At 61.0% G+C, this 13,012-nt stretch carries 11 protein-coding genes; 6 read left to right on the top strand and 5 right to left on the bottom strand.

Annotated features, from left to right (window positions below):
- Positions 1-86: 86 nt before the first annotated feature.
- The 3 genes from AC1D0I_RS24010 (at position 87) to AC1D0I_RS24020 (ending at position 2,614) form a co-directional block, all read left to right on the top strand.
- On the top strand, positions 87-389 hold the full coding sequence (locus AC1D0I_RS24010; RefSeq protein WP_477398178.1) for a hypothetical protein: 303 nt from the start codon (positions 87-89) through the stop codon (positions 387-389).
- Positions 390-949: 560 nt separating this feature from the next.
- Positions 950-1,141, top strand: a complete 192-nt coding sequence (locus AC1D0I_RS24015; RefSeq protein ID WP_477226041.1) for a hypothetical protein — start codon at positions 950-952, stop codon at positions 1,139-1,141.
- A 942-nt stretch (positions 1,142-2,083) separates the two neighbouring features.
- Positions 2,084-2,614, top strand: coding sequence for a BA14K family protein (locus AC1D0I_RS24020; protein ID WP_477398180.1), 531 nt, complete (start codon positions 2,084-2,086; stop codon positions 2,612-2,614).
- 681 nt (positions 2,615-3,295) lie between these two features.
- On the opposite strand, the gene AC1D0I_RS24025 is transcribed toward AC1D0I_RS24020, so the two are convergent.
- The gene (locus tag AC1D0I_RS24025) at positions 3,296-3,451 is read right to left on the bottom strand and encodes a hypothetical protein (protein ID WP_477398182.1); all 156 of its coding nucleotides are present in this window, start codon (positions 3,449-3,451) and stop codon (positions 3,296-3,298) included.
- Positions 3,452-3,475: 24 nt separating this feature from the next.
- Positions 3,476-5,260: a B12-binding domain-containing radical SAM protein gene (locus AC1D0I_RS24030; RefSeq protein ID WP_477398246.1), complete on the bottom strand. Its 1,785-nt coding sequence runs from the start codon at positions 5,258-5,260 to the stop codon at positions 3,476-3,478.
- Positions 5,261-5,756: 496 nt separating this feature from the next.
- Here AC1D0I_RS24030 and AC1D0I_RS24035 point away from each other — a divergent pair, with 496 nt between their 5' ends.
- Entirely contained in the window at positions 5,757-6,227 is a 471-nt protein-coding gene (locus AC1D0I_RS24035) for a nucleoside deaminase (RefSeq protein ID WP_477398184.1), read from the top strand.
- Positions 6,228-6,301: 74 nt separating this feature from the next.
- Positions 6,302-7,987 carry a hypothetical protein gene (locus tag AC1D0I_RS24040; RefSeq protein ID WP_477398186.1) on the top strand — a complete coding sequence of 562 codons (1,686 nt, stop codon included), beginning with the start codon at positions 6,302-6,304 and terminating at the stop codon, positions 7,985-7,987.
- A gap of 9 nt (positions 7,988-7,996) precedes the next feature.
- Here the strand turns inward: AC1D0I_RS24040 and AC1D0I_RS24045 are convergent, their stop codons facing one another.
- Positions 7,997-8,683: a D-lyxose/D-mannose family sugar isomerase gene (locus tag AC1D0I_RS24045; protein WP_477304506.1), complete on the bottom strand. Its 687-nt coding sequence runs from the start codon at positions 8,681-8,683 to the stop codon at positions 7,997-7,999.
- Between the two features lie 190 nt (positions 8,684-8,873).
- Between AC1D0I_RS24045 and AC1D0I_RS24050 the strand changes: the two genes are divergently transcribed.
- Positions 8,874-9,932, top strand: a complete 1,059-nt coding sequence (locus AC1D0I_RS24050) for a D-TA family PLP-dependent enzyme (RefSeq protein WP_477398188.1) — start codon at positions 8,874-8,876, stop codon at positions 9,930-9,932.
- 57 nt (positions 9,933-9,989) lie between these two features.
- Here the strand turns inward: AC1D0I_RS24050 and AC1D0I_RS24055 are convergent, their stop codons facing one another.
- On the bottom strand, positions 9,990-10,742 hold the full coding sequence (locus AC1D0I_RS24055; protein ID WP_477398190.1) for a heme ABC transporter permease: 753 nt from the start codon (positions 10,740-10,742) through the stop codon (positions 9,990-9,992).
- A 152-nt stretch (positions 10,743-10,894) separates the two neighbouring features.
- Positions 10,895-12,676, bottom strand: a complete 1,782-nt coding sequence (locus AC1D0I_RS24060) for a glucan ABC transporter ATP-binding protein/ permease (protein WP_477398192.1) — start codon at positions 12,674-12,676, stop codon at positions 10,895-10,897.
- Positions 12,677-13,012 lie beyond the last annotated feature (336 nt).

A 13,012-nucleotide genomic window follows, 5' to 3' on the forward strand; every position in this document is an offset into this window, starting at 1 on the left:
GAAGGATACCGTGAAGCCGATGGGAAAATCGACCCGGAGAAGAAGGATACCGTGAAGCCGATGGGAAAATCGACCCGGAGAAAGCATTGAAAGGCTCTTCCATTGGCTGGCAGGGTCCATGGGGGACGACCTACGCAGCAAACCTCAGGGACTCGGCGATGGGCTTTAACGAGGACAAATGGGTCGACCACCTCAAGAACAAGGTCAATCTGCCTCCGATGCCCTGGTACCAAGTCAAAGCCATGAGCGAAAGCGACTTGCGTTCCATCTATCTCTACATCAAGTCGCTCGGACCACCCGGCGAGCTGGCCCCGTTTTACCGGGAGCCCGGCAAGGAGCCGAGGACACCTTATGTCACGCTATCGCCACCCCAGACGCCGAAGAAATAAACGACCCCTTCCAACTTTTCGGGAAAAGCCCGCGCCTCTGGCGGATGGGGAACAATCGTTTAGGGCCGGCGTTCCTTGGGCCGCTGCGGGCCGCGTCAACCGGGCTTCAGCTAGCCTGCCGAGGGAGCGTTTTCGCAATGGCCTACACGGTGATTTGGTACGGGAAACAGGGCATCTTTGAAAAGGCGGCCTTCGACGCCGAGAAGGCTGCTGGCTGGTATTGGCGGCGCCGCTGCCCAGGATGTGGTTAGCCTGAACAGGAGACCGTAATCAAGGAGTATGTGCACGAGATGTTTGCCCAATTCGTCAGTGAAGGCAGAACAATCACGAAGATCGAATTCGTCGACAGTCATCCAGAGGATGACGATTGGGTAGACATCACGTTCGGTCCCAGAGATGCCGCCATTTCGCCACTTGAGTTCCCTGGAGCCAGAAGAAAGACCTGAGCCAGGGGGGCGTGAAACATGGTAGGATTTCCAGAGGGACATGATCGGCTTTGCGCAATTGAATGGCTGGTCAGGCGTCTGGCTGTAGATCGCTGCTTTTTGGAGGCTGACCCATTGGCTGCAGCGGAAAGGCTCAAGGCCGAAAGCGAAGAATATGGCATGCTGCTTGTCAAACATGCCGCCGACAGCAATGTGACCGAACAAGCCATGGTCGCGATCGAAATCAGTGCTGCGATTTCCATGTTGGTCGAGGATATTCCGGGCGACGTGGAAGGAGCCCTAAGTCTCGGCCGCTCGGTGCTTTAAAACGGCCACCAAGCTAGGACGACGCCAGCGGACGCGGCGAAGGCGACGTGACTGCTGTCTGAGCGTCCGCTTTTAGGAAACTGTACCACTAGTCGGAACGACTGCCATTGKGCGCAAAGTTGCCGTTCAGACCGCAGAGAACTCAGGAAGTCGATGCCTTCCGCACTATCAAAAGCCGAATCTAGTATCCTACTTTGTCCATAAGCACCCGCAACTCGGGCTGAGGCGCGACCCAGAAAGTTCGAAAAGCTTCCAGGAACCCCAGCCAATCAATTTCAGACACTTAGCTGCCAAACGCCCCAAAAATCATGTTGCTAGGCCCGTGTAGCGTTAGCAACCTAAGCCATTGATTTGTAACGATTGGTAATGGTTTCGGGAATCGCGATAGCAACACGGATAGCAACATGGCGGCATGAAACCCCATCGAAGTGGGGGCTAAACCTAAACCTTCGTTTAGGCAGCAAGACCTTCGCACAATTGCGGCGACGTACTGTAGCCGGTACTTTACTAGCTATCGGCCATCTACTCCTCCCAAGATGCGATGCCGGTACCCAGCTAACTCCTCCCCCGAGGTTAGCTCAAATAAACCCGCTGCCATTCCCCCTTCGGCAGCGGGTTTTTCGTCTGCGACCACCACAACAAAAAGCCCGCCGAAGCGGGCCTTCTGTCGGTAGCAGTTTTGCGACTCGGTCCAAATTGGCAGCACAACACCCTGGCTCTCACCATCAGCCTTGGAGGCGCGGCGGGCATCGTGTTCGGCCTTGGTGTCCCGTCGGGCTGGCGCTGGCGGGCTGACGTGACGTCCTGAAATCCGTCCGAGGTTTAGGCTTGTCAGCAGCTTGTGACGAGCAGCCTGGCGCGGCTCATCAGTCTGGAACTATTTCGCAACGACGACGTTTGGTGGATAGCCAGAAATAGTGCCCAATCAGCGAGGACTTGATCATGAAGTTCCTGACCGGCATGGCCGCCGCCTTGATATCAGCGTTAGCGCTAACGAGCGCTGTTCCAGTTAATGCTGCACCAATTTTCGTTCCTCAGGCGCAAAGCGCGCAGCCCCACGTTTTCCAAGTTCGGGGCGCCAGATGGCGCAACAATCATTGGGGAGGCGGCAATTATGGGCGATACAGAGGTGGCTACTATGGCCACCGCTACTATCGGCGTGGATATGACGGCTACAATGACTTCTTTCCGGGAGGACTTGTCGCAGGAGCCCTGATCGGAAGCATGTTCAACAACGGCTACTACGGTGGCGGCTACTACGATGGCGGGTATTATCCCGACCCGTATTACGGCGGTGGCTATTACCGCCCGGTGTATTATCACAGGCACTACTACCGTAGGCATTATTACCACCACAGGTACTATCACTACAGGTACTATCATCACAGGTACTATCATCCCAGGTACTACTATAACTATAGGCACTACTACCACCACAGGTATTACCATCGTAGGCACTACTACCGCTACTGAATGGCGCACGCTGCCCGCATCTAGCCCGCTGCCTCACGGGGGGGGGTGGCGGGCTTTTCGGTTCGCCTTTTGAGATACGGGAGTTCTTACGCTCCGCTTGGCACGATGTTCTCAGTCGAGCGCGCCCTGGCAGGCTGATGCTGAGGAAATCAGTGCCCCTAGCGTAGCGCCTCAGATGTTCCTCTCGATATGAGCCTCGATCGGATTTGGCGTCGATAGCTCAAATCTTTTAGCTGCCATGAATGTCAGCACGATAGCGGCAGCTATCGATGCAATCACGGTGGCTATGCGGACCAGCCCAATTCATACTCGTCATCCTCTCGGCCGTCATGGGGCTCGTCGAGCACGTCGCCGCCATGCTCATTTTCGACTTCGCAATCGTCACGGCCTGGGGTCGCCCGATCGCCTGCCCGGTGCGCTTGGGAGTTGTTTCCGTAGCGCTGGACCGTGAGGTCTCCCGATCGTCCCCATGGGCTTTCCCGCGACGATGGGTGACGTTCTGCTGCCCCAAGCATGGGCTCCCTCGCTGTCCGGCTCATGGTCACTGTTGTCCTGGTCCAGATGATCGAGGCAGCCGAGCGACGGCTCGTCGTCTGCCGTTTCCTCCAGATCGCAATCGGACTCCATGAGATCCAGCGCGGTGATCAGCGACATTGCGCGGTCCAGGTGGTCATTGAGACGCTACTGGACAGACTGTTGGCGCGCTGTGGCGAGCTGTGGCCTCCGATCGAGCGCATCCGCGCCCTTGCCGGTCTCGATCTCGGCGAACTCGCCGACGATCGCGATGCCCTCGCTCGGCGAACTCGCCGACGATCGCGATGCCCTCGGCTTCGGCAAAGCGGGCTTCTCCAAGCCTCGCTGTCAGGCGGCTTTAATGCCCCTCGTCAATCCCGCGACCTTCTTGATGTGCGTTACCGCCGCGTCGCCGCCAGCGGTCTTTGTGAAAAGATCGAGTGTCTCGTCGCCGTCATCACCGACCGGCATGAGCGCCTGATCCATGTAATCCTTTGATGCAGAATTTCGCGAGATCGCACGTGCCGCTACCATAAGACGCACAATTGTGCTGGCGAGGACGGCGTGTTTCCGAAGAGTTTCCCATACGAATCGAGGCCAGAAGTACCAAGGGTTTTCGCGGGGCATGCCGGGGCGCCGCTCCGACGGCCGCTTGAGGCGCAGAAGACCAGTCTGCAACGGATGCACCTTCTCAAGAGGGACTACGGTTGAGAACGTCACGAGGAGCTTGACCAGACTACCGAGTGGAACGCCAGTCGCGACCGCACGACGCAACAGCGTACGCATATGCTTGGGCGTGTAGTAGAGCGACCATGCTTCCTGGTAGATGCTCTCCCATTCCTGGCTGGTCATTCTCGGATGTGCTGTGCAGACATGCTCAAGGTCGTAGACGTTGAGATCGGAGTCCATCTCGACCCGCTTCCTCCAAAGGCCCTGGTGGTCCTCCGACCCCGGCAGCGGCGTCAGGTTAAAAAACTCTATTATGTCGAGAGGGAGCTCTTCCTGTATGATCGCGATATCGCGTCTGATCGTCTCGGGCGTGTCCGACGGAAAGCCGAGAATATAGCCCGCCAAAGTCATGATGCCCTGTGCCTTCCAGGCGAGCAGCATCTTACGGTATTCGGTAATCTTGTTCTGCCGCTTTTTGGCCGCAGCGAGATTGTCCGGATTGACGTTCTCCAAGCCAATGAAGACGCGCGTAACACCAGCTCGTTTCGCCTTCTCCACGAAGTTCTCGATCTTGTGGCACAGCGTGTCCACCTGGATCATGAGGCCGAGAGGGATGCCGTCCTTCTCACGCAACGAGATAAGGCGGTCGAAAATCGCTTCCCATTCCCTGTTGCGCGCGAAATTGTCGTCAGTGATGAAGAACTTGTGGACCCCGTGCGTCCAGTTCATCCGCACCAGCTTCTCCACGTCATCTGCGGAGCGGAAGCGTGATTTTCGACCTTGCACATTGATGATGGTGCAGAACGAGCATTGATAGGGGCAGCCGCGACCCGCATCGAAACTCGTGCTGAGGCCCATAGTGTGTTCGACGTACTGTTTAGGAAGGAACGGTACCGGCGAGCCCTCAATGCCGGGCATGTCCTTCAGGAAATCGTATAGCGGCGCGAGCTGGCCAGATGCAGCGTCGCGCAGTACCGCTTCGAATCTGCCTTCGGCCTCGCCTGCAAACATGGAAATGCCCATTTCGCGACAAGCGTCGAGGTCGACCGCGCTCCCGTCCAGCATGGCCAGGCATCCCGAGACATGGAAGCCGCCCATCGCGACGGCCACTTTCGCGTCGCGGAAGGGTCGAGCAATATCGAGCGCGCGGGGATACTGATTGGACTGGACGCCAATCAGAGCGATCATTCCGAAATTGTCGTGCTTCCGGAGCTTCGCCAACAGCGCCGGAATATCGACCCGCGTGTTGGTCTCGTCGATCGCCATGATGTCGATGGCTACGTCTGAACCGAGGATTTCGCGATCCGCACAATCGGTAGCGATGCCATAGACAGCGGCGAGCGAATTCGACGGGATCATCGCTCGCCACCAGCGAATAACGTATCCGTCATCGTCGTAGTGCGATGGCTTTATCAGGACGAGCTGGAAACGTCGCCCCGCGGCTTTTTGAGAAGAAGCGGACAAAACACGCACCCCTCGTATCAAAAGCCAAAGATAGCACGCAGGACTACGCCTGTCGCCCTGCGGGGTCATAATTAAAGTAGCGGGGCGAAGATTGAGGAAAGGCGGGTAGGCCCTTCCTCAACGGCTCGAAGGTCGGTCGTTACTTTCATAATCCGCTGACGATTACCGACTTCGCCAGCCGTTATCTGATCGCCTGCGAGGCGCTCTTGGCCACCAAGGAAGCCTATGCCTTCACCAAAATCCCTGTTTTTCCCTGTACTTCAGGGAACCGAGACCAGAGACGGGTTCACTTGAGACTGCCAGCACAGGCAAGCAATTTGCCAAGTTAAATCAGCTCGTTGTCCAGGCCCGAGCCGATCGGCGCTCGCCTCTGCGCCACCGACCTTGGAGTAGGTGGACCCTCAAGCGGGGTTAGCTCTTGCCAATCGCGTCGCTTTGGCCGCAATCTCGGCGCGAAGAGCCGCTCATCGGATGTCGGCGTGATGGGGATTTTGCCTTGACCCGAGATCAGATGCTCGCCCACCTCCGATCCGCAGACGCGGTCGCGCGCGAGGCGGCGGCGCATGGGCATCATCCGTTCGGTTGCGTGCTGGTCGGGCCGGACGACCACGTTCTGATGCGGCAGGGCAATCTCGACACGGTGCGCCATGCCGAGACCGAGCTCGCGCGGCGCGCCGCGGCGACCTACGAGCCGGAGTTCCTATGGCAATGCACGCTGGTCTCGACCGGTGAGCCCTGCGCGATGTGCACCGGAACGCTCTACTGGGCAAATATCGGCCGGCTGGTCTACGGCTTCGAGGAGAGCAAGCTCCTGGCGCTCACGGGGGATCACACGGACAACCCGACGATGAGCCTCTCTTCGCGCACCGTACTCGACTCCGGCCAGAAAAAGATCGAGGTCTTTGGCCCCTTCCCCGAAATCGCGGACGAGCTAATCGCACCGCACCGCGATTTCTGGAAGCGCTGACGCGGTGTCCAGCCCTCCGCCGGGGCGCTCTGTAAGCGCGCTCTGACCAAAGCGCTCGGAGAACTCGGGGCTTAATGGATCGCTTCAACCTCGGCAGCTACCGCCGCCCCATCTCCACCCACTCGGCGGAAACCCAGCGCTGGTTCGATATCGGCCTGAACTGGTGCTACGGCTTCAACCATGAGGAAGGCATCAAGTGTTTTGAGAAGGCACTCGCAACGGACCCTGATTGCCCGATGGTGCATTGGGGCATCGCCTATGCCGCCGGGCCTTTCTACAATCTGACCTGGAAGGAGCATGGCGAGGCCGAGGCGAACAGCGCGACGAAGCGCTGCTTCGAGCATGTTCAACTCGCACGCGCCAATGTGGCTTCCGCCAGCGAGGTCGAAAGGCGATTGATCGAGGCGCTGGCCTGCCGCTTCCAAAAACCGCATCGGGTGACGCCGCCGGAATTCGAGCAGTGGGATGACGCCTACGCCGCCGCGATGCGGCTGGTGTATCAAAGCTTTCCCGACGACCATGACGTGATGGCGCTGCTGGTCGAGGCGCTGATGATGCGTACGGTGCGGCGGTTGTGGAACCTCAAGACCGGTGCGCCGGCGCCGAACTCCGACGTGATCGAGGCGCTCGCGGTTTGCGAGCGGTCGATCCGGCTTGCCGACGAGGCCGGCATTTCACAGCATCCGGCGATCGTCCATCTGCACATCCATCTCCTGGAAATGTCGACCATGCCGGAACGCGGCTTGCGATCGGCGGACCTGCTCGGCGAAATGTGCCCCGATGCCGGGCACATGAACCACATGCCTGGGCACATCTATGTCCTGTGCGGCGCGTACGAGAAGGCCAAGCTCGCCAGCGAGAAGGCGGTTCGCGCCAACGACCTCTATCTCGCCTATGCGGACGAGCCGACCTACTACCTGCTCGGCTGCTGCCACGACCTGCATCTGATGATGTTCACCTGCATGTTGCTCGGCCAGTCCAGGCCGGCGCTGTGGGCCGCCGACAGAGTGCGCAGCCTGGTGACGCGCGACGTGGTCAGCCTTCCCGACCGGCCCAAGCTCACCCAGACGGTGGAAGGCTACCACGCCATGAAATCGCATGTTGAGGTGCGCTTCGGCCGCTGGCGGGAGATCATCGACGAGCCGTTGACCCAGGAGCCCGGCTTCTATGTGCTGACGGCGGCCATGCAGCACTACGCCAAGGGTGTGGCGCACGCGACGCTGAGGAGCTTTGACGAGGCGGAATGCGAGCGCGAAAAATTCCACCGGCATCTGGAAGGCATTCCCGCCGAACGGCGCTTCCTCAGCAACCCGACCCGCGCCTCGCTGGCTGTCGGCGCGGCTCTCCTCGATGGCGAGCTTGCCTATCACCAGGGCCGGCATGACGATGCATACGGCCATCTGCGGCAAGCGGTCGAGCTTGACGACAATCTGTCCTACACAGAGCCGTGGGCGTGGATGCACCCGCCGCGCCATGCGCTGGCGGCACTGCTTCTCGACCAGGGCCTCGCCGAGGAAGCCGAGCAGGTCTATCGCGACGATCTGGGCCTCAGCGGCAAGGTGCAGCGCTGCGCCCAGCACCCGAACAATGTCTGGGCACTGCACGGGCTGGTGGAATGCCTGAAACGACGCGGCGAGACCGAAGAACTGCCGGGGCTGCAGGCAAGCCTTGCCACGGCGTTGGCCAAGGCAGACGTGCCGGTCAGGTCGTCCTGCCTGTGCAGGACGAGCGTGCAGTCAGCGCCCAGCTGCTGCCAATGAGCCCCGAAGCTACCCCAGCCACTTCTCATAATCGGACACCAGCAGGTGCACCGGGGCGACGTCCTCGTCGATGTTGGAGAAACGGCCGATCTGCTCGCGGAACACATTGTCGGTGAGATCGTCATTGACGGTCGACACCTCGCCGATCAGCACATCCTTGCCCTCGGCCCAGAAGGCGTGCCAGACGCCGGGCAGCAGCGTGACGCTCTGGCCCGGGTCGAGCTTCAGGAGCCCGCCCGCCGGCAGCCTGTGGATGGTTCCATCGACAGGCACCGACACCTCGGCCTTGGGATCGATACCACCGTCGCGATCGTGCATGAACAGTTCCAGCACCAGCTTGCCACCGCCGCGGTTGATGATGTCCTCGGCCTTGATGTTGTGGCGGTGCATCGGCGACAGCTGGTCCTTGCGCGAGATCATGATCTTCTCGGCATAGAGCATGCCCATGCCCTTCTTCATGTCTTCGTAGCGGCCGTTGCGAACCGTGAACAGGAACAGGCCGAGTTCATCGAACTTCTCCTGCCCATAGTCGGTGATGTCCCAGCCAAGCCGTGAGGTGAAAACGGCCGAGGAATCGACCTGGCGCGCCTTTGCCTCCTGCGGCGACCAATAGGCGAAGGGCGGCATGATGTAGCCGAACGAGCGGATGAAAGCGTCGGCGTCGCGGATGATGTCGTTGATGGCGGAGCGTTTCATGATCATGGTCCTTCGTGTCGATTTTTCCGACAAATCGCATAGCGGAACGCCGATCCGGTGTCGATCCATCTTGCCGCCCTGCCCGGCCTTGCGGCGTGAGCGCATGGACCACAGATCCGCTGCGCTGGCCGCGTGACATCACGCGCTTTCGGGGTCATAAACCCTGCGGATTTCCATGGGATGACAGACGATGCCGACCATCCACGACCTCGATACGCCATCGATCCTGATCGACGCCGCACGCGCCGAAGCCAACATTGCCCGCGCCCAGGCCCATGCGGACAGGAACGGGCTGAAGCTTAGGCCGCATATCAAGACGCACAAATTGCCCTATTGGGCGAAGAAGCAGGTCGCGGCCGGCGCCGTCGGCATCACCTGCCAGAAGATCGGCGAGGCCGAGGTGATGGCCGACGCTGGGCTTGCCGATATTTTTCTCCCTTACAACATCCTTGGGCGGGCCAAGCTGGAACGGCTTCTGGCGCTGCATGGCCGTGTCACGCTGTCGGTGACGGCTGACAGCATCGACACGATCGAGGGGCTGGCGGCCACCTTCACCGATGCCGGCCATCCTCTGCCGGTGCTGGTCGAGTTCGACACCGGCATGGGCCGCTGCGGCGTACAGACGGCGGATGAAGCCGTTGCGCTGGCAAGGCAGATCGACAAGGCCGGCGGCCTTGCCTTCGGCGGGCTGATGACCTACCCGGCCGCCGGCCGCGCGGCGGAGGCCGAAGCGTGGCTTGCCGACGTCAGGCAGGCCTTGGCCGCTTCGGGCCTCGCCTGTGACCGCATCTCCAGCGGCGGCACGCCGGATATGTGGCGCTCCAACGAGGCATCGGTCGTCACCGAGTATCGCCCCGGCACCTACATCTATCTCGACCGCTACCAGGTCGCCAAAGGCGTCGGCACTCTCGACGATTGCGCGCTGACGGTGCTGTCGACGGTGGTCAGCCATCCCACAGCAACGCGCGCTATCCTCGATGCCGGCAGCAAGGCACTGTCCAGCGACACGCTGGGGCTCGCCGATTTCGGCGAACTGCTCAGCGTTGCGGGAGCGCGGGTGACCGGCTTGAGCGAGGAGCACGGCACCGTCACGCTTTCAGACCATGCCAAGCTGCGCATCGGCGAACGCGTCCGCGTCGTGCCCGACCATTGCTGCGTGGTCACCAACCTGTTCAACGAGGTCAACCTGATTGACGGCGACAAGGTGCTGGAGACACTGCCGGTGGCAGCGCGCGGACGGATGGGCTAACCCCACGCCAGCGAGTGCTGCCTAGCGCAGCAAGATTTTGTGAGAACTCGCCGGTCGTCAGCTAGCCTGTCGTGCCGCCACACGCCGCATGGCAATAACGCGGCGGCGGCGAATTTCCGTGCGCATCGCCATCAGGTGTAGCGCGAAGAACAGCACCGTGAAGCCGACGGCCATCACCAGCAGCGGCCACAGCAGGCTGGGGTCGATGGTCGGCCCGCCGAGCCTGAACACCGAAGCCGGCTGGTGCAGCGTGTTCCACCAGTCGACCGAGAATTTGATGATCGGGATGTTGATGAAGCCGACCAGGGTGATGATGGCGGCGGCCCAGGCGGCGCGTCCGGCATCGTCGAGCGCGCGGGTCAGCGCGATGATGCCGAGATACATCAGGAACAGCACGAAGACCGAGGTCAGACGCGCATCCCAGACCCACCAGGTGCCCCACATCGGCTTGCCCCAGATCGAGCCGGTGATCAGCGCCAGCGCCGTAAAGACCGCGCCTATGGGGGCCGCCGATTTCAGCGCCACATCGGCCAGCGGATGCCGCCAGACCAGAGTGCCAAGTGCGGAGAACGCCATCAGCGTGTAGCACATCATGGCGAGCCAGGCGAAAGGCACGTGGATGTACATGATGCGAACGGTAATGCCTTGCTGGAAATCCTCAGGCGCGGCGAAACTCATATAGAGCCCGACGGCAAGGACGAGTGCGGCGATGGACGCCAGCCATGGCACGACCCTGTCTGCCAGCCCGACAAAGCGCGTCGGGTTGGCAAGATCCATCCAGCCGGTCAGGCGTGAAGTCGTGTCGCTCATGCGGATCTACATAGACCGCTCGTGCGCTTGGGGCAATCGAGCGGTGGTGTCGCAGGCTGCCTCCCTTGCATGGAGGTCACTGCGAAGCAGCGGAGGAGGCCCCACCCGGACCTTCGGTCCGACCTCCCCACAAGGGGGAGGTAAGAACGAAATCAGGCGGCGGCTTCCTGCTGTTGCTGCACGGTGCGGCTGAGGCGGCGAACTTCCTCGTCGTTGAGCAGGCCGCCGGCGCGCAGCAGGCTGGCAAACCGGCCATTGCGCATCGACAGTTCGGCGAACCCGCCCATCTCAACCACCCTGCCCTTGTCCATGAACACGACCAGATCGGCGTCGCGAACAGTGGTCAGGCGGTGGGCGATAATGAAGGTGGTGCGGTCGCGCCGCAATTCGTCGATCGCTTCCTTGACCCGATCCTCGGTCTCGACGTCAAGGGCGCTGGTTGCCTCGTCAAGCACCAGGATAGGGGCATCCTTCAGCACGGCGCGGGCAATGGCGATGCGCTGGCGCTCGCCACCCGACAGCTGGCCGCCACGTTCGCCGACCAGCGTGTCATAGCCATTGCTCTTGGACAGGATGAAGTCCTGCGCTGCAGCCGCGGTGGCGGCGGCATGGACTTCGTCATTGGTCGCGTCAGCCCGGCCGACGCGGATGTTGTCCTCGATCGAGCGGTTGAGCAGGCCCGCATCCTGGAACACGGTGGCGATCGAATGACGCAGCGACTTGCGGGTCACGCTGCGGGTGTCGATGCCGTCGACCAGGATACGGCCATGGGACGGCGAGAAGACGCGCTGCAGCAGATTGATGAGCGTGGTCTTGCCGGCCCCCGTCGGGCCGACGATGGCGACCGTCTGGCCGGCCTGGACCTCGAACGACACGTCGTCGATGCCCTGGCCCGAATTGGCGAATTCGAAGCCAACATTCTCGAAGCGGACATGGCCGGTGACGTTGGTGAGATCGCGCAAGCCGTCCGGCTCGGCGGCGTCGGCCGCGGAATCCTCGAGGTGGTAGAAGTCCTCGAGCTTGGCACGGGCTTCCGAAATCTGGTTGGCGAAAGCCGACATCTGGTCGAGCCTGGCGATCAGCAGCGTGGCAAAGCCGGTGAAGGCGATGACGTCGCCGATGCGCAGCTGGCCATGGGTGACCAGATAGGCGCCGATCAGCAGCACCACCATCATCGAAATCGTCGACGACAGACGGTGCAGCGCATTGGCCATCGCCCACCAGTCGAGCACCGGGTTCTGCGCGTCGAGCAGGTTCTTGACATAGCGGCGCAGCGTGTCCGCCTCGTGGCCAAGTCGGTTGTAGCTCTGCAGCACGGCGACGTTGGAGACCGAGTCGGTCACATGCGCGAAAACCTTGTGGTAATGGCGCTCAACCGCGGCCTGACCTTCCTTGGTCCGCTTCATCACCAGCCGRCCGATGCCGACATAGAGCACGCCGAGCGCCAACAGCACCATCGACATGCGCAGGTCCATGCTGATCGCGGTCGGGATCAGCAGGAACAGCGCGACCGCCGTCGACAGGTGCTGACGCATGAATTCAAGCCACAGGCTGAACAGTGTCTCGACCGCGCGCAACAGGGTGTGCAGGGCATTGGATGTGCCGCGCTGGTGATGCCAGGCAAGCGGCATGGTGATCACGCGCTCGAACGACTGGCAAAGCACCTCGCTGCGACGCTTGTGGGCAAAGCGATCGGCACCGCGCGCCACCAGGACGAAGGCCACGATGTTGAAGGCGCCCAGGCCCGCCCATAGGGCAAGCGTGGCAAACACCGATCCGCGTTCGGAAATCGCATCGATCACCCGTCCGAACATGATCGGCTCGAGAATGGCGAAGATCGCGAGAGCGACGTTGGCCGAACAGATCAACGCGACGCGTTTCCTGTCTGCGGCCAGATAACCGAGCGCTCGCCAGTAGATTTGCAGAAGGGTCACCCCAGTTACTCCGCCATCCTGTTTATTGTGCACTGCATCATTTGACTCGTACCGGTTGATACGTCGCAAAACAATGGCCGTGTACCTCTTCAGTTCCCAATTCGCGAACAAAAGATGGCGACGTTCCGAAATCTGCCGTGATCACCTAACGGTTTGAGAAGACAGGTAAAATGTCAGGCATGCGGCGAAATCATGGCAGCTGGCACGTGCTGCCACAAATTTAATCAACAACGATGTCTGGCGGATGACCAAGGCCGAAATCGCCTTCTACACAGTATAGCGCCAAACAAGTGCGGCCTCGCGCCCGCCAAAGGCGACGAGATGCCAAGCCCAGCC

The organism is Mesorhizobium sp. P2_D1, assembly GCF_056404455.1.